Here is a 24,398-nt window from a genome sequence, read left to right as displayed (position 1 = left end):
CGGGCCGGCGCCTCCGCCGGCCTTGATGTTCCCGTAAGCGGATCAGGCCTTGCCTGGAACAGTCCTGATGACCGTGCCCCACGGGTCTTCCCGAGTTACCGGGCTGGTCACATTGTCCGAACGCATCTCGACCCAGGCCAGGCCCGACCGGGTGGAATCGCGCCAGCCTGCGCCCGAACTCTGCCAGGCGTTGGCGCCGATGTGGTGGTGATAGCCGCCTGACGACAGGAACACCGCCTGGCCGCCATATTTGGCCACCGTGTCGAAGCCGAATTCCTGGTTCCACCAGGCTTCGGCGTCTTCCGGCCTGCCGACGCGCAGGTGGACATGGCCGACGACGCTGTTTTCCGGCGCGCCCTGCCAGCCGGCGTCACCCGCAGGCACTTCGGCAACGACGGACGGAATGTTCATCCGCTCGGTCGCCATCGCCACCTTGTCGCCATTCCACTTCCAGTCCTGCGGACGGCGGTCGGCATAGATCTCGATGCCGTTGCCTTCGGGATCGGTCAGGTACAGTGCTTCGCTGACCAGATGGTCGGAAGCGCCCTCGATGGCGATCTTGTTTGATATGGCGTGGTTGATCCAGCGGCCGAGATCGGCACGGCTGGGCAGCAGGAAGGCCGTATGGAACAGGCCTGCGCTGCGAGGATCATCCGGCTTGGCCGAAGGATCGGCCTCGATGACCAGCAACGGACGGTTGGCGGCGCCCAGCGTGATCGCCCCATCGGCGCGGCTCAGTTCCTGCAGACCGACGATGCTGCGATAATATGCGGCAAGGCTTTCCGCGTCGCGCGCCTTCAGCCCGACGCGGGCAACGCTGACCGGGGTGGTGGCGGCAAAAGGCAACTCGCTCATCAAATGCTCCGTTCGACCGGCCTGCGACGAAGCTCCCAAAGCGAGAAACCCCACTCCGCCGATCATTGTACGTCGTGTCAGTTCCAAAGTCAGGGTTCCCGCGCACGGCTGTTTCTTTTCCTGACCACAGATCGTCCATCCGCATCGTTCACACAAGACGCGAAGAAGCGAACATGGTGTTCACTATTGTGATCAAAAGTGGCGTTCCTGCCGGTTGCACGAAGCGATGCCGCTCGCTATCTCAGCGCCATGAAGGTCAGAGACGCAGATATTCTCATCGTACCAGGCTACACCAATTCCGGCCCCGACCATTGGCAGAGCCGCTGGCAGTCGAAGCTGTCGACGGCGCGCCGCGTCGAACAGGCGGAGTGGTCGAAGCCGGTGCGCGAGGATTGGACGGCGAGCGTTGCCAAGGCAGTGGACGAGGCCGAGCGGCCGGTCGTCCTGGTCGCGCACTCGCTCGGCGTCGCCGCGGCGGTGCAAGCCATTCCGCAATTCCGCAAGCCGGTCGCCGGGGCCTTCTTCGTGGCGCCGCCCGATGTCGCCAATCCCGAGATCAGGCCCAGGCACCTGATGACCTTCGGCCCCTACCCGCGCGAGCCGCTGCCCTTTCCATCGATCGTGATCGCCAGCCGCAACGATCCGTTCTGCGCTTTCGAAGTCGCGGAGGATATCGCCGGCGCCTGGGGTTCGCTGTTCATCGATGCCGGCGAGACTGGTCATCTCAACGCGGATTCGGGCTTCGGACCGTGGCCCGAAGGCTCGATGACCTTCGCCAAGTTCCTGACGGATTTGAAACCCTGAGCGTCTTCAGGAGCCGATCGAATCGCGGACGCTCTTGATCAGCGTTTTTGCGCCAAGCCCGATCAGCGAATGCTCGGAGCCCATGGCCAGCAGGCGGTAGCCCATCGACACGACGCGGCCGGCAATTGCCGGCTCGACAACATAGATCGCCGCATGTTTGCCCGCCTTGCGGGTGCGATCGGCCACCGATGCCACCGTCTCCATCATGCTTTCCAGCGTTGAATTGACCGTGGCGCCATTGCTCCAGGCGATCGAGAAATCCGACGGGCCGAGGAAGATGCCGTCGATGCCGGGCGTGTCGAGAATGCCATCGAGCGCATCGAGGGCCGCACGCGTCTCGACCATGGCGAAGGCCATGGTGCGCTGGTTGGTGTCGCGCAGCCAGTCGGCCTGGTCGCCTTGGCCGTGGCGCGGAAAAGCGTAGGTCGGGCCCCAGGAGCGCTCGCCGAGCGGCGGGTATTTCATGGCGGCGGCGAACAGTTTTGCGTCGGCAACCGAGTTCACCATCGGCGCGATGACTGCCTCGGCGCCGAAATCGAGCGCGCGGCTTGCCATGTCGAAACGGCCAACGGGAATGCGCACCAGCGCCGGCTTGCCGGCTGCGAGCACCGGCACCAGGCCACGCAGCACGCTGTCTTCGTGATGGCCGCCATGCTGCATGTCGAGCGTGACGGCATCGAAACCCTGCTTGGCGACGATCTCGACCGTCAAGGCATCCGGGACACCGGACCATGCCGTGAACAACGTTTCATCGGCCGCGAGGCGGGACTTCAGGGACATGAACTCTTTCCTTGTTAGCGACCGCAGTTTCAGCCGGAAACCGCGGCAAAGGCAAAGAAAAACCGCCCGGGTAGGCCGGGCGGTCGATTGGTCCAGCGTATGGCCGCCGGATCAGCGCATGGCCCGGATCAGGTGTTCTTGATCTGCTCGATCGCCTGCGCCATCAGTTCGTCCATGGTGCGGCGGATCTGGTGGTCCGACTGCTCGACGCCGGCCGCGTCGAAATCCCCACGGATCTTGCGGAACACGTCATGGTCGCCGGCCTCCTCGATGTCGGAGATAACCACTTCCTTGGCATAGGCGTCGGCATCAGCGCCGGACTTCCCGAGCTTTTCGGCGGCCCACAGGCCGAGCGCCTTGTTGCGGCGCGCCGAGGCCTTGAACCGAAGCTCCTCGTCGAATGCGAATTTACGCTCAAAGCCCTCTTCGCGGTCTTTCATGCTGCTCATGGCGTCCCTCCGGGTCAAATTCGATTCGTTGGCAGTGAATATGTGCGTTGCCAAAGCACAAACCAAAAGGTCGCGGGCCGGTCAATACGCTTCATCGCATGCTGCGCTGCGGCATTTCAGTCCCGAAAGCGGTTGATTGGAAGGATTTGCCGATTGAGCAAACGATGTGATTGGGATAGACCCGGCATTGAACCCTACCGTAGCCGCACTATTTCAGGCAGACGGACAGGAAATGGTCTGATACCGCCTGTCCGGAACCCCAGAGAAAAATCAGATGAAAAATCGCCGCCGCATTTATGAAGGCAAGGCCAAGATCCTCTATGAGGGACCCGAACCGGGCACGCTTATCCAGTTCTTCAAGGATGATGCGACCGCGTTCAACAAGAAGAAGCACGAGGTCATCGACGGCAAGGGCGTCCTCAACAACCGCATTTCCGAGTATATTTTCAACCATTTGAACCGCATGGGCATTCCGACCCATTTCATCCGCCGTCTGAACATGCGCGAGCAGCTGATCAAGGAAGTCGAGATCATTCCGCTCGAAGTGGTGGTGCGCAATGTCGCCGCCGGCTCGCTGTCCAAGCGGCTCGGCATCGAGGAAGGCACCGTTCTGCCGCGCTCGATCATCGAATTCTATTACAAGGCCGACGCGCTCGAGGACCCGATGGTGTCGGAAGAGCACATCACCGCGTTCGGCTGGGCGAGCCCGCAGGAGATCGACGACGTGATGGCGCTGGCGATCCGCGTCAACGACTTCCTCTCCGGCCTGTTCATGGGCGTCGGCATCCAGCTCGTCGACTTCAAGATCGAATGCGGCCGCCTGTTCGAAGGCGACATGATGCGCATCGTCGTCGCCGACGAGATCTCGCCGGACTCCTGCCGCCTGTGGGACGTGGCGACGCAGGACAAGCTCGACAAGGACCGTTTCCGCCGCGACATGGGCGGCCTCGTAGAGGCCTACCAGGAAGTTGCCCGCCGCCTCGGCATCATGAACGAGAACGAGCCGCCGCGCCCGACCGGCCCGGTGCTCGTCGCCTCGACCGACGGCCTCAAAGGCAAGCCGCACTGATCGCGGTTTGCGACCCGATAGTCAGAACAGGAGCATGTCCAGCGTGATCAAGGCCCGCATTACCGTCACCCTCAAGAACGGCGTGCTCGACCCGCAGGGCAAGGCGATCGAACACGCATTGTCCGGCCTGGGCTTCGGCGGCGTCGGCACGGTGCGGCAGGGCAAGGTGTTCGATGTCGAGCTGGCGGAAAGCGACAAGGCCAAGGCCGAAGCCGACCTCAAGGCCATGTGCGACAAGCTGCTGGCGAATACGGTGATCGAGAATTATAGTGTGACGCTTACCTAAGGCTGTGCCGGAGGCACGGATGCCTGAAGTCACGAATGAACTGATGTACGAGCTTCTCGAGATTGTAGCGATCAGGCTTGCAGGCGTTGAGCACGCAACGGACGTCAACAATATCTACGCGATAGCAGGCCGTATCGATCAACATCTTGAACGGATTGAGCAGCGCCTCGAGTTGCGCGAACTCGCCGAAGCACAAAGGCCTTACGAACCGAAATGAAATCAGCCGTCGTCCTCCTGCCTGGCCTCAATCGCGACCGCGACATGATCGCGGCGCTGACCAAGATTTCGGGAACACCGCCGGTCACCGTCTGGCAAACCGACACCGAAATCCCCGATGTCGATCTGATCGCCATTCCGGGCGGTTTTTCCTTCGGCGACTATCTGCGCTGTGGCGCGATCGCCGCGCGCATGCCGGTCATGCGGGCAGTGGCCGAAAAAGCGGCCGCGGGCGTGACGGTCATCGGCGTCTGCAACGGTTTCCAGATCCTGGTCGAGGCCGGCTTGTTGCCGGGTGCCTTGATGCGCAACACCTCGCTGAAATTCGTCTGCCGGCAGGTGAAGCTCGAGATCACCAATGCCAACACCATGTTCACCCGCCGCTATCAGCCGGGCCAGATCATCCGCTCGCCGGTCGCGCATCATGACGGCAATTATTTCGCCGACGCCGACACGCTTGCCCGTCTCGAAGGCGAAGGCCAGGTGGTGTTCCGCTATGCCGAGGGCACCAACCCCAACGGCTCGATCAACGACATTGCCGGCATCGTCAACAGCCAAGGCAATGTGCTCGGGCTGATGCCGCATCCGGAAAACCTGATCGAAGCAGCCCATGGCGGTACCGACGGCCGCGGACTGTTCGAGAGCGCCCTCGGCATCGCTGCCTGACGATATCGAAGCGAACAGCTTGAAAACAGCCGGACATTCCTGTCTCTTTGGAGCAAGTCTGGTTCATTGGGGAGAGAGACGGTCATGAAACTCTATTCGCGGCCGTTGTCGCCCTACTCGTCGATCGTGCGGGCATTGGCCTACATCAAGGACGTACCACTCAAGATCATCGCGCCGCCGCCCGGTTTTCCCATCCCGGAAGAGTTTCGCGCCATCTCGCCGATGAACCGGATTCCGGTGCTGATCACCGGCTCGGGCGAGACGATCGTCGAATCGGTGGTCATCGCCGAATATCTCGAGGAACGGTTTCCGGAACCGGCGCTGCTGCCGCCCGATTCCAAGGACCGTGCGCTGGTGCGCATGTTCGCCCGCATCACCGATCTCGATGTGCTGACCCCGTTGATGAAGCTTTTCGAGCTTCATTCCGTGCCGAAGCGCAACAATGCCGAGATCGACGCTCAGTTCGCCCGCCTGCATCATGGACTGGCGGCAATCGAGGCCCGTATGGCGCAAGGGCCCTTCGCACTCGGCGACGACATCAGCTTCGCCGATGCCTGGCTGACGCCGACGCGGTTCATCTTCAACAATTTCCGCGCCATGACAGGACGCCACGACCTGCTCGACGCCTATCCCAAATTCGACGCCTACCAGCAGATCGCCTCGCAACACCCGGCATTGTCGCGTGTGTGGGGCGAGATGACCGACGGCTTGAAAATCTTCCTGTCCGAGCTTGAGATGGGTGCCGCTTGATCAAGTCGAGGACGATCGCGCTGGTCGCCGCGGCGGGCTTTGTGCTGGCATCCTGCCAGTCGACGCCAAAGAGCACGCCTGTTCCCTCGGGCAAAAGTGCTGCGCTGCTGGCCATGGAACAAGTGGCGATCGCCGCCCACAAATGCTGGATCGCCAGCAAGGACCCGGCCTTCAAACCGTATCAGATGGCCAATGAGCTGAATTCGTTCAGCGGCACGCCGCGTTTCCTGCTGGTTCCGGCCAAGCACTATGGCGGCAAACCTTTGCTGGTCGTGCAGGCGCAAGGCAATTCTAGCCGTGTCGACGTCTTCGGACCGCTGATGAACGATCCGCTCGGCGCCCGCATCGGCTCCGATATTTCCCGCTGGCAGGCCGGCAATCCGGCCTGCGCCGCGACGGCCTAGCCCATGGGCCGGTTCCTGCAGATTGTGGGGCTGGTCATCGGTCTGGCCGGGCTCATCCTGCAGTTCTGCATCAGCATTCCTGCATCGATGGAAGCAGGCCGCAGCCTGCTTGGCTCCGTCATTTTCGTCTTCAGCTTCTTCACCATCCTGACCAACATCGGCGCGGTGCTGGTGTACACGTCGCTGCTGTCACCCACCTTCTATGCCTGGCTGCCGGCCTTTGCAGGGGCGCGGATGCGCACCGGCGTTGCGGTTTCGATCGCACTGGTCTTCATCATCTACGCAACGGTTCTGGCACGACTCTGGCAGCCGCAGGGACTGTTCCTGCTCTGCGATGTTCTCCTGCACTACGTCACGCCGGTGCTGTTCGTGCTGTGGTGGCTGATATCGGGCGCCGACGGCCGGACACGCTGGAGCGACATTTCGTGGTGGGTGATCTATCCCATCGCTTATCTGGTCTATGCGCTGGTGCGGGCGCCGCTTGCCGGCGAGGTGCCCTACCCTTTCCTGAACATCGCCAAGAACGGCGCGACCAGCGTCGTCATCTCAGCTGCAGCCATCACCGGACTTTTCCTCGTGCTGTGCGTGGTCGCCGTCCTTGCGGACCATGCCGTTGCACGCACAAGGGCGTCGAGGGTCCGTTAGAACTGTGCGGACCTTCTGTCCGGATTTCCCGGGACCATCATCTTTCCCAAACCGGTTCCCACTTTTGGGATCACGGTCAGTCCCAGAACGGCCTGATGCCCTCGCGGTGGGCGTCGCAGCGCGTGACGCCGATATCCTTGAGCTGGTCGTCGGTCATCTCCAGCAGAGCCAACCGGCTGCGGCGGCGATCCAGCAGGTTGTCGATCCATCTTGCCAGCGACCTCAGCACGCGCACAAGGCGGCTGACAAAGCCGCGCTGAGCCGACGGGCGTGTCGATTGGGCCGATAATGCAGCGCTCGAATGACGTATTGTCGCGATTGTATTCATTTTCTTTCTGCCAAAGTCCTAAATTGTACCCTTTTGGCACGCGATCGATATGTATTGACTCATCTATCGGTGCAATATAGAAAATTGTCACCATGACAAATTGGCTTCCAGATCTCACTGCCGGCTCCGGCCCGCTGTATCAGCGGCTGGCGGATTCCATCGAGACGGACATCGATCGGGGCGTGATCGATGCCGGCGCAAAGTTGCCGCCGCAGCGCGACCTCGCCTACGACATCGGCACCACCGTCGGCACGGTCGGCCGGGCCTATCAATTGCTGCGCGAGCGTGGGCTGGTGAGCGGCGAGGTCGGGCGTGGAACCTATGTGCTCGGCCAGCGCGCGAAGCCGGATTTTCCGGCTCCGGACGTCGGCGGCGAAGGCACGCGCTATATCGATGCGCCTAAAGGCAAGCTGCGTTTCGACAGCACCGCAGCACCTGATATCGGCCAGGGCGACATTGTCGCCGGTGTCCTGTCGCGCACGGCGCAGGACCATCCGCATGAGATTTCGAGCTACACCAGGGATTTCCCCGAACGATGGTACGAAGCCGGCGCCCGCTGGTTGGCGCGCAATTCCTTTCGCCCGGATGCCGACACCATCGTTCCCACGCTCGGCACCCATGCGGCGGTGATGGCGGCGATCGCGGCGCTCACCATGCCTGGCGACTATGTTGCCTTCGAGCACCTCACCTACTCGCAGGTTTCCCGCAGTGCCGGCTTGATCGGCAGGCGCACCGCGTTGGTGGCATCGGACGATGAAGGCATCGATCCGCAGGATTTTGAGCGCGTCTGCGCGCAAAAGCATCCCAAAATGATCTTCCTGATGCCGACGGCGCAGAATCCGACGCTGGCCACCTTGTCGGCGGCGCGCCGCGAAGCGATCGCCCATGTCGCACGCGAATACAATGTCGTCCTCATCGAGGACGACCTCTATGGCAATCTGACCGATGATCCGACGCCGTTGCTGGCCGAATATGCTCCTGAGAGGACCATTGTCGCGGGCGGCCTGTCGAAGTCGGTCGCAGCCGGTGTGCGCGGCGGCTGGCTTTCCTGCCCGCCCGCCTACCGCCACCGCATCCGCGTCGCCCACAAGATGATGACCGGCGGCATGCCCTTCCTGCTGGCGGAGGTGAATACAAGGCTGGTGCTGTCCGGTCAGGCGGATGAGATACGAAAGCGCAGCATCGCCGAAATCAGCGCCCGCATCGCCATCGTGCGCGAGACTTTGGCCGGCTTCGCCTTCAAGTCGCATGACAGGGTGCCCTTTGTCTGGCTGACCCTGCCCGACCCCTGGCTTTCCGGCACCTTCAAGAACGCTTGCCTGGAGCACGGCGTGCTGATCGACGACGAGGACGAATTCAAGGCCGGCCGTTCCGAGCAGGTTTTCCATGGCGTCCGCTTCGGCGTTTCGCAGCCGAGACAGCGCGGGGATATCGCTGAAGGCGTTGCGGTGATCCGGCGACTTCTCGATGAAGGCCGCGCCGGCTACGACAGCTTCTCCTGACACTGCGTGGCTTTGTCCGGTTTTCCGTCGTTTTTCGTCAATCCATGGGTGTATCGGCCGCAAGGCTTGCGATAAGACGGGACTCAAAATCCCAACGTCCCGGATAAAAATCGCCGCCCATGACCATTTCCAATTCCGTGCCGATCACCCCCGAGCTCATTGCCTCACACGGGCTCAAGCCCGACGAGTACCAGCGCATTCTCGACCTCGTCGGGCGCGAGCCGAGCTTCACCGAACTCGGCATCTTCTCGGCGATGTGGAATGAGCACTGCTCCTACAAATCCTCGAAGAAATGGCTGCGCACGCTGCCGACCACCGGACCTCAGGTCATCCAGGGGCCGGGCGAGAATGCTGGCGTGGTCGACATCGGCGATGGCGACTGCGTCGTCTTCAAGATGGAGAGTCACAACCACCCATCCTACATCGAGCCCTACCAGGGTGCGGCGACCGGCGTCGGCGGCATATTGCGCGACGTCTTCACCATGGGCGCGCGGCCGATCGCGGCGATGAATGCGCTGCGTTTTGGTGCGCCCGACCATCCCAAGACCAGGCACCTCGTTTCAGGCGTGGTTTCCGGCGTCGGCGGCTATGGCAACGCGTTCGGCGTGCCGACGGTCGGCGGCGAGGTCAATTTCGATGCCCGCTACAATGGCAACATCCTGGTCAACGCCTTTGCAGCGGGCCTTGCCAAGACCGATGCGATCTTCCTGTCCGAAGCCAAGGGAGTCGGCCTGCCGGTCGTCTATCTCGGCGCCAAGACCGGCCGCGACGGCGTCGGCGGCGCCACCATGGCTTCGGCCGAATTCGACGACAAGATCGATGAGAAGCGTCCGACAGTGCAGGTCGGCGATCCCTTCACCGAAAAGTGCCTGCTGGAAGCCAGCCTCGAACTGATGGCCTCGGGCGCCGTCATCGCCATCCAGGACATGGGTGCGGCCGGCCTCACCTGCTCGGCGGTCGAAATGGGCGCCAAGGGCGACCTCGGCATCGAGCTCGATCTCGACAAGGTGCCGGTGCGCGAAGAGCGCATGAGCGCCTACGAAATGATGCTTTCGGAAAGCCAGGAGCGCATGCTGATGGTGCTGCGTCCGGAAAAGGAAAAGGAAGCCGAGGCGATCTTCCACAAATGGGGGCTCGACTTCGCCATCGTCGGCAAGACCACCGACGATCTGCGCTTCCGCGTGCTGCACCAGGGCGACGAGGTTGCCAACCTGCCGATCAAGGATCTTGGCGACAAGGCTCCGGAATATGACCGGCCGTGGATCGAACCGAAGAAGCCGGCGCCGCTGGCCGCCAATGACGTTCCGCAAGCCGATGTTGCAGACGCGCTGCTGAAGCTGCTCGGCGGTCCCGACCTGTCTTCGCGCCGCTGGGTGTGGGAGCAGTATGACACGCTGATCCAGGGCAATTCGCTGCAGCTTCCAGGCGGCGATGCCGGCGTGGTGCGGGTCGAAGGCCATGCGACCAAGGCGCTCGCCTTCTCGTCCGACGTGACGCCGCGCTATTGCGAGGCCGACCCTTACGAGGGCGGCAAGCAGGCGGTGGCCGAATGCTGGCGCAACTTGACCGCCACCGGCGCTCTGCCGCTGGCCGCAACCGACAACCTCAATTTCGGCAACCCGGAACGGCCCGAGATCATGGGCCAGCTGGTCGGTGCCGTGAAGGGCATCGGCGACGCCTGTCGTGCGCTCGAATTCCCGATCGTCTCCGGCAATGTCTCGCTCTACAACGAGACCAACGGCCAGGGCATCCTGCCAACCCCGACCATCGGCGGCGTCGGCCTGATCGCCGATTGGTCGAAGATGGTGCGGGCCGGCTTTGCGGCCGAGGGCCAAATGATCCTGCTGGTCGGCGCGCCGGCGTCCTGGGGAACGCATCTCGGGCAATCGGTCTATTTCAGGGACATACACGGCCGCACGGATGGACCGCCGCCGCCGGTCGACCTCGAGCATGAAAAGCGCGTCGGCGACCATGTGCGCGCGCTCATCGCCTCCGGCATCGTCACGGCGGCGCATGACGTTTCCGATGGCGGTATCGCGGTGGCTTTAGCCGAAATGGTGATGGCGTCCGGCATCGGCGCCACCGTTCCCGGCCTTGTCGGCACCGACCCGATCCCGGTCTGGTTCGGCGAGGATCAGGGCCGTTATCTGCTGACGCTGTCGATCGACCCGCATGGTGACGAATGGGACGCCATTCGCAAGCAGCAGGGCGAGCTTGGCATCTTCGCGCCGTGGATCGGCTCCACAGGCGGCAGCGCGCTGAAGCTTGGCGACGCCAGGGCAATCCCGGTCAGCGAACTCTCCTCGGCTCACGAAGGCTGGTTCCCGCGCTTCATGGATCAGGCTAGTTGACCACACTGGCTGCCCGGGCGCTGCTTGCAGTGGTTTTCTGGCCGTCGCTGTTCTTCTTCTGGTTCCTGGGAACGTTCGTCTTTTTCCTGCTGTCGACAACCTCGAGCGAGGTTTGTATGCGGCTGGAAACACGTGCGGAGTTCCTTGCCGCGGCGAACGGCGCCGTCCCGATGCTGGCGCTGCAGAACCTCCTCTACGCGGTCCCGATCATCTGCCTGGTGCTCTGGGGCCGCCTTTTCCCGGATCCGGCACGGGCAAGGCACATCGTCACCTGCGTCAAGCTTTTCGCCGGCACGGTGGTCGTGGGCGCGTTGTGGGAGTACGGCTCGTCGCTCATCTGCGACGGCCATGGCCAAGGGTTCTTCTCGCCGGCTTGGCAAATGACGAGCTATCTCCCCATTGTCAGCCTGCTGCTCAACGCGCCGCTCTATGTGCTTGCCTTCAGCCTTGGCCGCGCTTTCTCGACACGCGAGGACGTTGCCGAGGATGAAGCAAGCCCACCGGCCTAGTCTTTCTCTGAAGCCGTGTGGCCGTTGGCGGGACAGAACGGCTTCAATCCGGACCGGAAAGGCTTTAGGCTCACCCGACTCTCATCTTATGGCCGGCTACCGGCCGCTCGAAACAGGATTTTGCCATGGCAATGGATGCCCACGACATCGAAAAACTGATCAAGGACGGCATTCCGGACGCCAAGGTGACGATTCGCGATCTCGCCGGCGACGGCGACCACTATGCGGCCGAGGTGGTGGCCGAGAGCTTTCGCGGCAAGAGCCGCGTCCAGCAGCACCAGATGGTCTATGACGCGCTGAAGGGCAATATGGGCGGCGTGTTGCACGCACTGGCGCTGCAGACCAGCGTTCCCGACTGACCTTAGCGCTTGGCCCAACACGGCTCATCCTTTGCGCCATTTCAGCCACGGCGCGGCTAACGTCTTGTTTCGAGCAATCGTTGGGTTTATTTGAAGGGTATGTTTCGAGCCTGACTCCCACAGGCGGGAAAGGATATTCCATGAGCGGCATCAACGACTACATCGACAATGAAGTGAAGGGCAACGACGTCGTCCTTTTCATGAAGGGCACACCTGGTTTCCCGCAATGCGGATTTTCCGGCCAGGTCGTCCAGATCCTCGACTATATCGGCGCCGACTACAAAGGCGTGAACGTCCTGGACTCGGCTGAACTGCGCCAGGGCATCAAGGAATACTCCAACTGGCCGACGATCCCTCAACTCTACGTCAAGGGAGAATTCGTCGGCGGTTGCGACATCGTGCGCGAGATGTTCCAGGCGGGCGAGTTGCAGACGTTCCTCGTCGAGAAGGGCGTCAGCGTCAAAGGCGCCGCCTGATTTCTGTTTTGTGCATGCCCGAAATCGACGTTGATTTTCGGGCATCGAGCACCAGGCACCGGGGCAACCTCACCTCGGCAATTTTCATGTCCTGACCCCAGGACCAGGACGAGCCAATGCGCCGGCCCGCCGGCGCATTTTCGTTTGAAAGATCGGACTTGCCGTGGACCAGCCAAGACCAGCGCCGCAATCGGCAAGCAAACTGCCCATTCCGCGCTGGGAGTTCATCGCTCTGTGCGCGGCACTGATGGCGCTGAACTCGCTGGCCATCGATATCATGCTGCCGGCTCTGCAGCAGATCGGCGCCTCGCTCGGCGTCGAAAATGAAAACCACCGGCAGTACGTCATAACGGCCTACATTCTGGGCTTCGGTGGCGGGCAGCTGTTCTTCGGGCCGATCTCGGATCGCTTCGGACGTCGCGCACCACTGGTCGCCGGGCTGGTGATTTATGTCGCCGCGGCTGCGGCCGCCGCCGTTGCACCAAGCTTTGAAACACTTCTGCTGTGCCGGGCCGTGCAAGGCATCGGTGCAGCCGCCACCCGCGTCATCGCGGTCTCGATCGTGCGCGATACGTTCGACGGCCGGCGCATGGCCGAGGTGATGTCGCTGATCTTCATGGTGTTCATGGCGATACCGGTCATTGCTCCCGGCATCGGCCAATTTATCATGCTGTTTGCGACCTGGCATTGGATCTTCGTCACCATGGCCGTCGGTGCGCTGCTCGTCTCGGCCTGGTCGCTGCTGCGCCTTCCTGAAACGCTGCATCCCGAACATCGCCGGCCGCTGACGCTCAACTCCATTGTCGGCGGGTTTCGTATCGTTCTCACCAACCGCATTGCGATCTGTTATGCCTTCGCCAGCACCTTCATTTTCGGCGCCATGTTCGGCTTCATCGCTTCGGCGCAGCAGATCTATGTCGACATTTTCAAAGTCGCCGAGATGTTCCCGGTCATCTTTGCCGGGGTTGCGGGCGTGCTCGCCTTCTCCAACTTTCTGAACTCGCGCCTTGTCGGCCGCATCGGCATGCGCCGCCTGTCGCAGAGTGCGTTGCTGCTGTTCCTGGTCATCAGCCTTGCCTGGCTGGTGATTTCGCTGGAGATGAAGATGCCGCTCTGGCTGTTCATCACCTTCTTTGCCTGCGCCATGCTTCCATTCGGTGCGCTCGGCGCGAACTTCAACGCGCTGGCCATGGAGCCGCTCGGCCAACTGGCCGGCACGGCTTCGTCGATCCTCGGTTTCATGCAGACGTTTCTCGGCGGCATTCTCGGCACGCTGATCGGCCAGGCCTTCAACGGCACGGTGACGCCGCTGGCCGCCGGCTTCTGCAGCGTCTCGGTCGCCGCGCTGCTGATGATCTTCATCGCCGAGCGCGGCAAGATGTTCCAGCCACAGAACCCGCCCGTTTCAGGGCACATCACCGACTTGCATTAGGACGCACCTTCAAGGGCTGCCGTGAACCGAGGGGCAAGCATGCGCCCCGCAATTGCTTCGCCCATGCTGTCCGAAAAGTGCAATGGCAGAGCGTCATCGAGTGCCCTGAGGATGGATGCCACGAAGGCCCGGCTGCGCTGGGCATCGGTTCCCAGATCGGAATATGTGGCGCGAGGTTTGCCGATCAGCGTGCCGTTGCGGCGAAGCGAGAACCGCAGCGTGAGGGACATGCCCGCGGTTCCGGGTGGCGGCTTCCAGCAGGCATAGATCGCGTCCGACATCTCCTTTATCGTGTCGACGGGATCGGTACTGCGACAGCTGCGCTCTTGCGACCTTGCTTCCAGGGAACTGGCGAACAGACCGGCGGCAAGAGCCACCGCGACAAATGCAAACCGAGGTTTCATTCGAGAGCCTCCGGATTTGCGCGAGATTGTACTGCTTTCGGCTAACGCAGCAATCGATCCTACTGCGCCCAGAGCTCGCGGCGCAATTCGTGCCAGCTTTCCTTGTCTGGCGCGACAAGCAGGCCGCCGCCGAGATGCGAGGGCAGATAGGCGCTGCCGTCGAAGCGCGCCGCATGGCCGCCGGCCTCGGCATGGATCAGCACGCCGGCCAGGTGGTCCCACGGCATCAGCTTGTTGTAGACGACGAAGTGGGCATGGCCGCTCGCCAGCAGGCGATATTCGTGCGCGGCGCAGCGATAGGCGAACTGCGACAGGATCTTGGTCTGGTTGCGCGCCAGCCGTGTCCGTTCCGGCTCGGCCATATATTGCCAGGAGACAGAGCCGGTCATCTCCGAGATCGGCGCGGGTACCGCTACATGCACCTTCTCGATGCTGCCATGCGCATGCCGGATATGGCTGCCGGCACCCCTGGCGCCAATCAGCCAGTCCTTGCCGACGGGATCGTGGATGATGCCGGCGACGGTCTCGCCCTTGACCACGACCGCCAGCATGACGCCGAACAGCGGCACGCCGGAGGCGAAATTGAAAGTACCGTCGACCGGGTCGATGACGAAGGCCAGATCGGCATCGCCCAACCCGTTTAAAAGCGCTGGATTGTCGGAACAGGCCTCCTCGCCGACGACCATCGCTGAGGGATACCGCTCGCGCAGCCGCGCGGTGATCAGCCGCTCGGCATTGACGTCGGCTTCGGTCACCAGGTCGGCGGCCGACGTCTTCTGCCTGACATCGCCATCGCCCAACCGGCGAAAGCGCGGCATGATCTCGGCAAGTGCCGCCTCGGCCAGAATGCCGGCCAGCCAGTCGATCGCGGTGTCGTCAAATGTCATCGGCTTGCCTTGTGGTGAGGGTCTCGTTGAGGGCAGCGAAATCGAACAGCTTTCTGTCGAGCAGATGCGATGGCCTGCTGTTCGACAGCGCGCGCAGCATCGTATCCTTGCGGCCCGGCATGCGCTTTTCCAGGTCCTCGAGCATCGCCTTCATGGCATTGCGCTGAAGACCTTCCTGGCTGCCGCAGAGATCGCAGGGAATGATCGGGAATCGCATGGCGGCAGCGAATTTTTCCAGATCGACCTCGGCGCAATAGCTCAAGGGCCGCAGCACCATGACGTCGCCTTCGTCATTGAGCAGTTTTGGCGGCATGGCGGCGAGACGCCCGCCATGGAAGAGGTTCATGAAGAAGGTTTCGAGAATGTCCTCGCGATGGTGGCCGAGCACCAGCGCCGAGCACCCCTCCTCGCGTGCAATGCGGTAGAGATGGCCGCGCCTGAGACGCGAGCAGAGCGAGCAATAGGTGCTGCCCGCCGGCAGCTTGTCGGTGACGACGGAATAGGTGTCCTGATATTCGATCCGGTGCGCAATGCCGTTGCTGTCGAGATAGTCCGGCAGGATATGTTTGGGGAAATTCGGCTGGCCCTGGTCGAGATTGCAGGCCAGAAGATCGACCGGCAAGAGCCCGCGCCATTTTAGGTCGAGCAGCACCGCGAGCAGGCCGTAGGAATCCTTGCCGCCCGATAGCGCTACGAGCCAGCGCTGGCCGGGCTTGACCATCGAGAAATCCTCGATCGCCTGCCGGGTCAGCCGCAGCAGCCGCTTGCGCAGTTTGTTGAACTCGACCGAGGACGGCACGTCGGCGAACAGCGGATGGAAACCGCCTTCGCTGTCGGCGACCGGTTCGAGCGTTTCAATGTCTGGAAGCATGTTCATGGCATGTCGCTTTCAATGGCCCAGAGCGCCGGATTAGCGGACATGACCGACAAAGAAAAGGCCGCCTCGACGGGCGGCCTTCGCAGGATGTCGCAGAACGCGCTCGTTTAGCGCGAATAGAATTCGACGACCAGGTTCGGTTCCATCTGCACGGCGAACGGAACATCCGCCAGGCCGGGGATGCGCGAGAAGGTCGCGACCATCTTGTTGTGATCGGCTTCGATGTAGTCCGGCACGTCGCGCTCGGCGAGACCGACCGCTTCCAGAACGATGACCAGCTGCTTGGACTTTTCGCGGATTTCGACGACATCGCCCGGCTTGCAGCGGTACGAGCCGATGTTGACGCGCTTGCCGTTGACGTTGACGTGGCCGTGGTTGACGAACTGACGGGCGGCGAAAATGGTCGGCACGAACTTGGCGCGGTAGACGACCGCGTCGAGACGCGACTCGAGCAGGCCGATCAAGTTCTCCGAGGTGTCGCCCTTGCGGCGGTCAGCCTCTTCATAGACCTTGCGGAACTGCTTTTCCGAAACGTCGCCATAGTGCCCCTTCAGCTTCTGCTTGGCGCGCAGCTGCAGGCCGAAATCGGAAAGCTTGCCCTTGCGGCGCTGGCCATGCTGGCCGGGGCCGTATTCACGCTTGTTGACCGGGGACTTCGGGCGGCCCCAGATGTTTTCGCCGAGACGGCGGTCGATCTTGTACTTCGCGGATTCGCGCTTGCTCATCGCATTCCCTTTTCAAAACAACACACCCGGAACCTCATGGTCCGGGTGAAGGAAACGCGCCCTCCTCTGGCCTCCGTTTTCGAGACCTGACAGGGTTTTCCCACGCAACGCGGCGGAAAACCCACGGGACACGTCAGTTCAAACAAGATAGTAGAATTGGATTTCCACGCATCTTGCGCACATAAAGAAAACCACCGGGCATTGCGGCCCGGTGTTGGCGCGCTGATTAAACGGAGATTTAACCGGTGTCAAGCTTGTGGCTGGCGTAGGCCATGGCGACGATATAGCGTCTCTGGGTTGAGTACAGTGCCGGATGTGGCGGGAGGTTGCGCCAGCGGCATCAGGAAGGGACCGGAGCAGAGGAGCTACATTCGCATGAAGAAATTCTTCCTTACCCTGACAGGAGCCGCTGTGTTGGTGGGATCCATGGCGGTCATGACACCGGAGCCGGCTGAGGCCAGGCATTGGCAAGGGCACCGGCACCACCAGGCTTGCCGCATCGTGATCAAGAAGAAAATCATCTGGCGGCACGGCCACAAGAAGGTCATCCGCTACAAGATCAAGCAGTGCAGAGGGCGCTGGTAGGCTCCAATCCGGTCTCAGGCGGCCGACATCACTTCAAAGCCCGCGGTTTGGCCGCGGGCTTTCGATTCCGGCTCGTGTTCTTCGGCGTTTCCCTTGAACGGCGGACCGCACTCTAGCCTTTCGACTTCTTCTCCGGCAGGCCCTTGCGCTTCGTCTCGGCGAATTCCTCGAGCTGCTTTTCGCTCATCGATTCGTACATTCCCTTGGAAGCGCCCTGGAGTTCGCTCTTCTTGGTCTCGCCGCGCTTGGCCGACAGAGCCGCGCCGGCGGCTTTCTGCTGGGCTTTCGAGGTGGCTGGCATGGCTCTTTCTCCCGTTGGCATCAGGAGAAAAACGCAACGACTGCCGTGATGTTCCGCTTCGCAATCACGACATCGCCAACCCGAACCCCTGCATCAGGCGGCGGGTGGGGAAATCGGCTCTTTTCGATGTGAAGACGGCAAGGTCGGGCCCTTCAGGCAACATCTCGCCACGACCGCTCGGATCGATGTCGGCGAGAAGCGACAGCGCCCGGCGCGCGATCGCTTCGGCGGGGTCGAGCCAGTCGACCGGCCAAGGCGCCGTCTTGCGCATACGATTGGCCAGAAAGGGGTAGTGTGTGCAGGCGAGCACGACGATATCCGTACGCAGCGCATCACGTTCGACGAAGCATGGCGTGATCTCGGCGCGCACGGCCTCCTCATCGACGAAGCCCTCACGCATGTAGATCTCAGCCAGTCCCGCCAGCCTGTCGCTGCCGACCAGGCGGACATGGCATTTCTGCGCCCATTTGCTGATCAGGTCGCGCGTGTACTGGCGCTTGACGGTGCCAGGCGTCGCCAGCACCGAAACCAGCCCTGAGCGCGTGCGTTCCGCCGCCGGCTTGATCGCAGGCACCATGCCGACAAAAGGATGCTCGGGAAATCTGTCGCGCAGCGCGTCGATCACCAACGTCGAGGCGGTGTTGCAGGCGATGACCGAAATGGCCGGCGCAAACCGCTCAAGCAGTTTGCCGAACAATTCGAGGATATGCACCCTCAGCGCCGGCTCTTCCCAGGCGCCATAGGGAAACGCAGCGTCGTCGGCGACATAGATGAAGCGGCGGTCGGGCATCAGCACGCGCGCCTCGCGCAGTACGGTGAGCCCGCCGATGCCCGAATCGAACATCAGGATCGGCCGCTCAGTCATTGTCGGTTCCTTTTCCGCCAAGCGGCGGTATGTCATCGTCCTTGCCGGCGCCGGCAAGGCGCGCCGCTTCCGCCTTGCGGGCCCGCGCGGCGGCCGCGGGCAAGCGTCGTGGATCATCGCCAGGGGACCCGTCGCCGCGCGGCATCGCCGGCGAAAACCTGTCGAGCGACGAGATGATGCCGCGCAGCACCTTCAGCTCCGGTTCGGCAAAACCGGCGCGCGTCAGCACCGCACGCAGATTGTCGATCATTTTCGGCTTCTTCGGTGCCGGCCGGAAATAGCCGCGTGCTTCCAGTGCGCCTTCGAGATAGGCGAACAGGCCGTGCAATTCCTCCTTGCTTGCCGGCTTCCTGTCCGGGCCGGAAAAATTGGTCTTGGTCTCGTCTTCCAGGCCGGACTTCATCCATTCGTAGGACATCAGAAGCGCGGCCTGGGCGATGTTGAGCGACGAGAAATCGGGATCGACCGGGAACGTGACGATCTCGTCGGCAAGGCCGACCTCGTCATTGTAGAGGCCGAAGCGCTCGCGGCCGAACAGGATGCCGGTGCGCTGGCCCATCACGTGGCGCGCCCGCAGCAATCTGCCCGCCTCCACCGGCCCGCGCACGGATTTGAAGCCGTCGCGCTGCCTGGCCGTGGTGGCGAAGACGAAGTTCAGGTCAGCGAGCGCCGAGGCCAGATCGTCAAAGACGGTGACGGCGTCGATGACATGATCGGCGCGGCTGGCCGCCGCACGTGCCTTCTCGCTCGGCCAACCGTCACGCGGATTGACGAGGCGCAGCTCCGACAGACCGAAATTGGCCATGGCGCGCGCGACCATGCCGATGTTCTCGCCAAGCTGAGGCTCGACGAGGATGATCGCCGGGCCGGCGACTGCAATGCTATCAGGATCTTTGGTGACGGGCATGATTGTCAATGAACTGCTGTTTGCGGCATTTCAGCGTCCCCTGCCATATTCGGCCGGGAAAATGAAGCATTCGCAAATGACGACGGCTCTGGCCTCCAATTCGTGACCGATCGCCGTTTGCGTGGCCAAAAGCGCTTTGATATACGGGCGACATCTCCCGGCCCAACGCCACGCGGGCAAGGCCGTCCCACATCCCAGCAACGAGGCATTCTTTCCATGGCGAAGATCAAGGTGGCGAACCCGGTCGTCGAACTCGACGGCGACGAGATGACCCGCATCATCTGGCAGTTCATCAAGGACAAGCTGATCCACCCTTATCTCGACCTCAAGCTGGAATATTACGACCTCGGCATCGAGCATCGCGACGCCACCAACGACCAGGTGACCATCGATTCGGCCAACGCCATCAAGAAATACGGCGTCGGCGTGAAATGCGCGACGATCACGCCTGACGAGCAGCGCGTCGAGGAGTTCAAGCTGAAGAAGATGTGGAAGTCGCCGAACGGCACCATCCGCAACATCCTCGGCGGCACCATCTTCCGCGAGCCGATCATCATGAAGAACGTGCCGCGCCTGGTGCCCGGCTGGACCAAGCCAATCATCGTCGGCCGTCATGCTTTCGGCGACCAGTACCGCGCCACCGATTTCCGCTTCCCCGGCAAGGGCAAGCTGACCATCAAGTTCGTCGGCGAGGACGGCCAGGTGATCGAGCACGATGTGTACGACGCGCCCGGCGCCGGTGTCGCCATGGCCATGTACAATCTCGATGAGTCGATCCGCGAGTTCGCCCGCGCCTCGCTGAACTACGGCTTGCTGCGCAACTACCCGGTCTATCTGTCGACCAAGAACACCATCCTGAAGGCCTATGACGGCCGCTTCAAGGACATCTTCCAGGAGGTCTACGAGGCTGAATTCGAGACCGAGTTCAAGTCGAAGAAGCTGTGGTACGAGCACCGCCTGATCGACGACATGGTAGCCTCCGCCCTGAAATGGTCGGGCGGCTATGTCTGGGCCTGCAAGAACTATGACGGCGACGTGCAGTCCGACACGGTCGCGCAAGGTTTCGGCTCACTCGGTCTGATGACCTCGGTGCTGATGACGCCGGACGGCAAGACCGTGGAAGCGGAAGCCGCGCACGGGACCGTCACCCGTCACTACCGCCAGCATCAAAAGGGCGAGGAAACCTCGACCAATTCGATCGCCTCGATCTTCGCCTGGACGCGTGGCCTCACCCATCGCGCCAAGCTCGACGACAATGCCGAGTTGAAGCGCTTTGCCGAGACGCTGGAAAAAGTCTGCATCCAGACGGTCGAGTCCGGCTTCATGACCAAGGACCTGTCGCTGCTGATCGGCCCCGACCAGCCTTGGCTGTCGACCACCGGTTTCCTCGACAAGATCGACGAGAACCTGCAGAAGGCGATGGCCTGATAAGTAAGCAAGATGGGCAAGCCCATCGTCTACGGGGCGGATTACAGCGTCTATGTACGCATCGTCCGCCTCGTATTCGCGGAAAAAGGCATCGACTACGAGCTTGTGCCGGTCGATGTCTTTGCCGCCGAGGGCGTTCCCGCCTGGTATTTCGAGCATCATCCGTTCGGCCGCATCCCGGCCTTCGAGCATGACGCGTTTCGGCTCTTCGAGACGAGCGCTATTGCCAGATATGTCGACGAGGCGTTCGACGGGCCTGCCCTACAGCCATCGGATCCGCGCACCCGCGCAACCATGAACCTGATCATCGGCTTGCTCGATGCCTACGCCTATAGGTCGATGGTCTGGGATGTCGCCGTCGAGCGGCTGGAGAAGGAAGCGCCGGATGAGGCGTTGATCGCCGGCGGCCTTGCTCAGGCGAGCAAAGCGCTTCGGACGCTGTCCGCGCTGAAAGCGCCGGGACCGTGGCTGCTGGGCGACCAGCTGACACTGGGCGACCTGCATGCCGCACCGATCATCGGCTATTTCGTCAAGGTCGCCGAGGGGCGAAATCTGCTGGCCGAGTTCCCTGATATCCGGGACTGGTATGCGCGCATTGCGGCTCGGCCGAGCTTCGTGCGGACTGAAAAAATCGGCTGATAAGAGACGTCCGCTGTCCCTCCAACCGTTGCTTTAAATTCAGTCCACGCCTACGCCGCTTCGAGTGCCGCCCTTACCGCAGCAATCGCATCATCGGCCTTGGAAGCGTCGGGGCCGCCGGCCTGGGCCATGTCGGGCCGTCCGCCGCCGCCCTGCCCGCCGAGCGCCGCCGAGGCCACTCGGACAAGGTCGACGGCGCTGAAGCGGCCGACGAGGTCGTCGGTGACGGCGACGACGACGCTTGCCTTGTTGTCTTCGCCGGCGCCGACGAAGACGACGACGCCGGAGCCGAGCGAACTCTTGCCGGCATCGGCCAGCGGCTTCAGGTCCTTCGGTGAGACACCTGAGACTGTCTTGCCGAGGAAGCCGACACCGGCGACCGTCTCATTGGCGGCTGGAGCATCGGCAGACGATCCGCCTCCCAATGCCAGCTTCTTGCGCGCTTCGGTCAGTTCTTTTTCGAGCTTCTTGCGCTCTTCGAGCAGCGTCTCGACGCGCGCCGGTACATCGGCCGGCGAAATCTTCAATACGGCTGCCGTCGCCTTCAAACGCCTGTCCTGCTCGTCGAGATGTTTGCGCGCGGCTTCGCCCGTCAATGCCTCGATGCGGCGCACGCCGGCGGCGACCGCGCTGTCCGATACGACACGCACGAGGCCGATATCGCCGGTCGCCCGGACATGGGTGCCACCGCAGAGCTCGACCGAATAGGGCCGGTTCGCCTTGGCGCCGTGCAGGCCGGTGCCCATCGACACGACGCGCACTTCGTCGCCGTACTTTTCGCCAAACAGCGCCATGGCGCCCTCGGCGATGGCATCGTCGACCGACATCAGGCGCGTGGTCACCGGGCCGTTCTGGACGACGATCTCGTTGGCCATGCGCTCGACCTCTTCGAGGTCTTCGGCCGAAATCGGCTTGTTGTGCGAGATGTCAAAGCGCAGGCGCTCGGGCGCGACCAGCGAGCCCTTCTGTGCGACATGGCTGCCCAGCACTTCGCGCAGCGCCTCATGGATCAGATGCGTCGCGGAATGGTTGGCGCGCAGCCTCGAGCGCCTTGCATGATCGACCTTCAGCTCGACAGCCGCGCCCGTCTTGACGGTGCCGCTGGCCACCTTGCCGATATGCACGAACAGCCCGTCGGCCTTCTTCTGCGTATCCGAAACCTCGATCGAGAACCCCTCGCCGGAGATGACGCCGGTGTCGCCCATCTGGCCGCCGGACTCGGCATAGAACGGCGTCTGGTTGACGACGATCGCCACCGCGTCGCCCTTGCCGGCGCCGTCGACAGCCTTGCCGTCCCGGACAAGCGCCTGGATGATGCCTTCCGCAGCTTCAGTCTCATAGCCGAGGAACTCGGTGGCGCCGGCCTTCTCGCGCACCGAGAACCAGATGGTCTCGGTGGCGGCGTCGCCGGACCCGGCCCAATGCTTGCGCGCCTCGGCCTTCTGCTGCTCCATCGCGTTGGTGAAGCCGGCAATATCGACCGAGATGCTGCGCTGGCGCAGTGCGTCCTGCGTCAGGTCGAGCGGGAAGCCATAGGTGTCGTAGAGCTTGAAGGCCGTCTCGCCATCCAGCATGTCGCCGGCATGCAGCGTTTCGGTCGCCTCGGAAAGCAGGCCGAGGCCGCGCACCAGCGTCTTGCGAAACCTGGTCTCCTCGAGCTTCAGCGTCTCGGTGATCAATTGTTCGCCGCGCAGCAGTTCCGGATAGGCCTGGCCCATTTCGCGCACCAGCGCCGGCACCAGCTTCCACATCAGCGGTTCGTTGGCACCGAGCAACTGCGCATGACGCATGGCGCGGCGCATGATGCGGCGCAGGACGTAGCCCCTGCCTTCGTTCGAGGGCAGCACGCCATCGGCGACCAGGAAGGAGGACGAGCGCAGATGATCGGCAATGACCCGGTAGGAGGCGACCGTCTCCTTGTCGGGACCATGCCCGATCGCGGACGAGGCCGCGTCGATCAGGTGACGGAACAGATCGGTCTCGAAGACGCTTTCCACCCCTTGCAGGATGGAGGCCATGCGCTCCAGGCCCATGCCGGTGTCGATCGAGGGGCGCGGCAGGTCGATGCGCTCCTCCTTCGTCACCTGTTCATACTGCATGAACACCAGGTTCCAGAATTCCAGGAAACGGTCGCCATCTTCCTCCGGGCTGCCGGGAGGGCCGCCCCAGATGTGCTCACCGCGGTCGATGAAGATCTCCGAGCACGGCCCGCAGGGTCCGGTGTCGCCCATCGCCCAGAAATTGTCCGAGGTCGCGATGCGAATGATGCGGTCGTCGGAAAAACCGGCGATCTTCTTCCAGAAGCCGGCCGCCTCGTCGTCCGTGTGATAGACGGTGACCAGCAGCTTGTCCTTGCTCAGCCCGAATTCCCTGGTGATCAGGTTCCAGGCAAGCTCGATGGCGCGCTCCTTGAAATAGTCGCCGAAGGAGAAGTTGCCGAGCATCTCGAAGAACGTCAGATGACGCGCGGTGTAGCCGACATTGTCGAGATCGTTGTGCTTGCCGCCGGCGCGAACGCTCTTCTGGGCGGTCGAGGCGCGCGAATAGGGCCGCTTCTCCAGGCCGGTGAAGACGTTCTTGAACTGTACCATGCCGGCGTTGGTGAACATCAGCGTCGGGTCGTTGCGCGGCACCAGCGGACTCGACGCGACGATCTCGTGCCCCTCCTTGCGGAAGTAGTCGAGAAATGTCGACCGGATTTCGTTCACGCCACTCATGAATGCTGCCTTTTCGGAAGGGCCGCCGGCAAACCGGCGGAAATGGGCTCTGCGTTTTAGAAGATTAGGACTTGGCCTTTTAGCCGCCGCGCTTCACCCTGTCCAGAAACACGGAATTGGTCCAATCCACGGCCTTTGCCGGCCGTTCGAACCGGCCTGTTTTCGCCGCCGAAACGCAAAAC

At 62.6% G+C, this 24,398-nt stretch carries 29 protein-coding genes; 17 read left to right on the top strand and 12 right to left on the bottom strand.

Features of this window, described 5'->3' with window-relative positions:
* Positions 1–42: 42 nt before the first annotated feature.
* Entirely contained in the window at positions 43–855 is an 813-nt protein-coding gene (locus A4R29_RS11725) for a VOC family protein (RefSeq protein WP_063171971.1), read from the bottom strand.
* A gap of 249 nt (positions 856–1,104) precedes the next feature.
* Here A4R29_RS11725 and A4R29_RS11720 point away from each other — a divergent pair, with 249 nt between their 5' ends.
* Positions 1,105–1,659, top strand: a complete 555-nt coding sequence (locus tag A4R29_RS11720; protein ID WP_063173654.1) for an RBBP9/YdeN family alpha/beta hydrolase — start codon at positions 1,105–1,107, stop codon at positions 1,657–1,659.
* Positions 1,660–1,665: 6 nt separating this feature from the next.
* On the opposite strand, the gene A4R29_RS11715 is transcribed toward A4R29_RS11720, so the two are convergent.
* Positions 1,666–2,439, bottom strand: a complete 774-nt coding sequence (locus A4R29_RS11715) for an HpcH/HpaI aldolase family protein (protein ID WP_063171970.1) — start codon at positions 2,437–2,439, stop codon at positions 1,666–1,668.
* Between the two features lie 128 nt (positions 2,440–2,567).
* Positions 2,568–2,888, bottom strand: coding sequence for a DUF1476 domain-containing protein (locus A4R29_RS11710; RefSeq protein WP_013532126.1), 321 nt, complete (start codon positions 2,886–2,888; stop codon positions 2,568–2,570).
* A gap of 274 nt (positions 2,889–3,162) precedes the next feature.
* Here A4R29_RS11710 and purC point away from each other — a divergent pair, with 274 nt between their 5' ends.
* The 7 genes from purC (at position 3,163) to A4R29_RS11675 (ending at position 6,924) form a co-directional block, all read left to right on the top strand.
* On the top strand, positions 3,163–3,957 hold the full coding sequence (purC, locus tag A4R29_RS11705) for a phosphoribosylaminoimidazolesuccinocarboxamide synthase (protein WP_063171969.1): 795 nt from the start codon (positions 3,163–3,165) through the stop codon (positions 3,955–3,957).
* A gap of 43 nt (positions 3,958–4,000) precedes the next feature.
* The gene (gene purS, locus A4R29_RS11700; RefSeq protein WP_013532128.1) at positions 4,001–4,243 is read left to right on the top strand and encodes a phosphoribosylformylglycinamidine synthase subunit PurS; all 243 of its coding nucleotides are present in this window, start codon (positions 4,001–4,003) and stop codon (positions 4,241–4,243) included.
* Positions 4,244–4,262: 19 nt separating this feature from the next.
* Positions 4,263–4,460, top strand: coding sequence for a hypothetical protein (locus A4R29_RS11695; RefSeq protein WP_063173653.1), 198 nt, complete (start codon positions 4,263–4,265; stop codon positions 4,458–4,460).
* On the top strand, positions 4,457–5,125 hold the full coding sequence (purQ, locus tag A4R29_RS11690) for a phosphoribosylformylglycinamidine synthase subunit PurQ (RefSeq protein WP_024504558.1): 669 nt from the start codon (positions 4,457–4,459) through the stop codon (positions 5,123–5,125). Before A4R29_RS11695 ends, purQ begins: the two co-directional genes overlap by 4 nt.
* Before the next feature lie 84 nt (positions 5,126–5,209).
* Positions 5,210–5,875, top strand: a complete 666-nt coding sequence (locus A4R29_RS11685; RefSeq protein WP_013532130.1) for a glutathione S-transferase family protein — start codon at positions 5,210–5,212, stop codon at positions 5,873–5,875.
* Positions 5,872–6,279: a hypothetical protein gene (locus tag A4R29_RS11680; protein ID WP_013532131.1), complete on the top strand. Its 408-nt coding sequence runs from the start codon at positions 5,872–5,874 to the stop codon at positions 6,277–6,279. The genes A4R29_RS11685 and A4R29_RS11680 overlap by 4 nt, the downstream gene beginning before the upstream one ends.
* A gap of 3 nt (positions 6,280–6,282) precedes the next feature.
* Positions 6,283–6,924, top strand: coding sequence for a Pr6Pr family membrane protein (locus A4R29_RS11675; protein WP_013532132.1), 642 nt, complete (start codon positions 6,283–6,285; stop codon positions 6,922–6,924).
* A gap of 76 nt (positions 6,925–7,000) precedes the next feature.
* Here the strand turns inward: A4R29_RS11675 and A4R29_RS11670 are convergent, their stop codons facing one another.
* On the bottom strand, positions 7,001–7,252 hold the full coding sequence (locus A4R29_RS11670; protein WP_013532133.1) for a DUF1127 domain-containing protein: 252 nt from the start codon (positions 7,250–7,252) through the stop codon (positions 7,001–7,003).
* A 92-nt stretch (positions 7,253–7,344) separates the two neighbouring features.
* Here A4R29_RS11670 and A4R29_RS11665 point away from each other — a divergent pair, with 92 nt between their 5' ends.
* The 6 genes from A4R29_RS11665 to A4R29_RS11640 all read left to right on the top strand — a co-directional run bounded on the left by A4R29_RS11665 (position 7,345) and on the right by A4R29_RS11640 (position 13,881).
* Positions 7,345–8,754: an aminotransferase-like domain-containing protein gene (locus A4R29_RS11665; protein WP_013532134.1), complete on the top strand. Its 1,410-nt coding sequence runs from the start codon at positions 7,345–7,347 to the stop codon at positions 8,752–8,754.
* Positions 8,755–8,873: 119 nt separating this feature from the next.
* Entirely contained in the window at positions 8,874–11,105 is a 2,232-nt protein-coding gene (purL, locus tag A4R29_RS11660; protein ID WP_013532135.1) for a phosphoribosylformylglycinamidine synthase subunit PurL, read from the top strand.
* The gene (locus A4R29_RS11655) at positions 11,102–11,614 is read left to right on the top strand and encodes a hypothetical protein (protein ID WP_063171968.1); all 513 of its coding nucleotides are present in this window, start codon (positions 11,102–11,104) and stop codon (positions 11,612–11,614) included. Before purL ends, A4R29_RS11655 begins: the two co-directional genes overlap by 4 nt.
* Before the next feature lie 125 nt (positions 11,615–11,739).
* Positions 11,740–11,973, top strand: coding sequence for a BolA/IbaG family iron-sulfur metabolism protein (locus A4R29_RS11650; RefSeq protein WP_010909092.1), 234 nt, complete (start codon positions 11,740–11,742; stop codon positions 11,971–11,973).
* A gap of 140 nt (positions 11,974–12,113) precedes the next feature.
* Positions 12,114–12,449, top strand: a complete 336-nt coding sequence (grxD, locus tag A4R29_RS11645) for a Grx4 family monothiol glutaredoxin (RefSeq protein ID WP_013532137.1) — start codon at positions 12,114–12,116, stop codon at positions 12,447–12,449.
* 163 nt (positions 12,450–12,612) lie between these two features.
* Positions 12,613–13,881: a multidrug effflux MFS transporter gene (locus tag A4R29_RS11640; RefSeq protein WP_082827378.1), complete on the top strand. Its 1,269-nt coding sequence runs from the start codon at positions 12,613–12,615 to the stop codon at positions 13,879–13,881.
* On the opposite strand, the gene A4R29_RS11635 is transcribed toward A4R29_RS11640, so the two are convergent.
* The 4 genes from A4R29_RS11635 to rpsD form a co-directional block, all read right to left on the bottom strand.
* A complete protein-coding gene (locus A4R29_RS11635; protein ID WP_013532139.1) occupies positions 13,878–14,285 on the bottom strand; it encodes a hypothetical protein in 408 nt (135 codons plus the stop codon). The genes A4R29_RS11640 and A4R29_RS11635 overlap by 4 nt on opposite strands.
* 59 nt (positions 14,286–14,344) lie before the next feature.
* Positions 14,345–15,172 carry an inositol monophosphatase family protein gene (locus A4R29_RS11630; RefSeq protein ID WP_013532140.1) on the bottom strand — a complete coding sequence of 276 codons (828 nt, stop codon included), beginning with the start codon at positions 15,170–15,172 and terminating at the stop codon, positions 14,345–14,347.
* The gene (ttcA, locus tag A4R29_RS11625; RefSeq protein WP_027162370.1) at positions 15,162–16,049 is read right to left on the bottom strand and encodes a tRNA 2-thiocytidine(32) synthetase TtcA; all 888 of its coding nucleotides are present in this window, start codon (positions 16,047–16,049) and stop codon (positions 15,162–15,164) included. The genes A4R29_RS11630 and ttcA overlap by 11 nt, the downstream gene beginning before the upstream one ends.
* 107 nt (positions 16,050–16,156) lie before the next feature.
* Positions 16,157–16,774, bottom strand: a complete 618-nt coding sequence (gene rpsD, locus A4R29_RS11620) for a 30S ribosomal protein S4 (protein ID WP_013532142.1) — start codon at positions 16,772–16,774, stop codon at positions 16,157–16,159.
* A 375-nt stretch (positions 16,775–17,149) separates the two neighbouring features.
* On the opposite strand from rpsD, the gene A4R29_RS11615 reads away from it, so the two are divergent.
* Entirely contained in the window at positions 17,150–17,359 is a 210-nt protein-coding gene (locus tag A4R29_RS11615) for a hypothetical protein (RefSeq protein ID WP_063171967.1), read from the top strand.
* A 112-nt stretch (positions 17,360–17,471) separates the two neighbouring features.
* On the opposite strand, the gene A4R29_RS11610 is transcribed toward A4R29_RS11615, so the two are convergent.
* From A4R29_RS11610 to A4R29_RS11600, 3 genes are all read right to left on the bottom strand, one after another.
* The gene (locus A4R29_RS11610) at positions 17,472–17,660 is read right to left on the bottom strand and encodes a DUF3008 family protein (RefSeq protein WP_013532144.1); all 189 of its coding nucleotides are present in this window, start codon (positions 17,658–17,660) and stop codon (positions 17,472–17,474) included.
* Positions 17,661–17,724: 64 nt separating this feature from the next.
* On the bottom strand, positions 17,725–18,525 hold the full coding sequence (gene murI / locus A4R29_RS11605) for a glutamate racemase (protein WP_013532145.1): 801 nt from the start codon (positions 18,523–18,525) through the stop codon (positions 17,725–17,727).
* Positions 18,518–19,432 (bottom strand): RNA methyltransferase, encoded by a 915-nt coding sequence (locus A4R29_RS11600; protein WP_063171966.1) that lies wholly within the window; start codon positions 19,430–19,432, stop codon positions 18,518–18,520. Before A4R29_RS11600 ends, murI begins: the two co-directional genes overlap by 8 nt.
* Before the next feature lie 216 nt (positions 19,433–19,648).
* Here A4R29_RS11600 and A4R29_RS11595 point away from each other — a divergent pair, with 216 nt between their 5' ends.
* Positions 19,649–20,860 (top strand): NADP-dependent isocitrate dehydrogenase, encoded by a 1,212-nt coding sequence (locus A4R29_RS11595; RefSeq protein ID WP_063171965.1) that lies wholly within the window; start codon positions 19,649–19,651, stop codon positions 20,858–20,860.
* 12 nt (positions 20,861–20,872) lie between these two features.
* Positions 20,873–21,499 carry a glutathione S-transferase family protein gene (locus A4R29_RS11590; RefSeq protein ID WP_063171964.1) on the top strand — a complete coding sequence of 209 codons (627 nt, stop codon included), beginning with the start codon at positions 20,873–20,875 and terminating at the stop codon, positions 21,497–21,499.
* A 50-nt stretch (positions 21,500–21,549) separates the two neighbouring features.
* Here the strand turns inward: A4R29_RS11590 and alaS are convergent, their stop codons facing one another.
* On the bottom strand, positions 21,550–24,216 hold the full coding sequence (gene alaS / locus A4R29_RS11585; RefSeq protein WP_063171963.1) for an alanine--tRNA ligase: 2,667 nt from the start codon (positions 24,214–24,216) through the stop codon (positions 21,550–21,552).
* Between the last annotated feature and the right edge of the window lie 182 nt (positions 24,217–24,398).

Source organism: Mesorhizobium ciceri biovar biserrulae (genome assembly GCF_001618845.1).
Classification (GTDB): Bacteria; Pseudomonadota; Alphaproteobacteria; order Rhizobiales; family Rhizobiaceae; genus Mesorhizobium; species Mesorhizobium ciceri.
The sequence above is the reverse complement of the archived record's forward strand: the minus strand, read 5'-3'. Positions and strand labels throughout refer to the sequence as shown.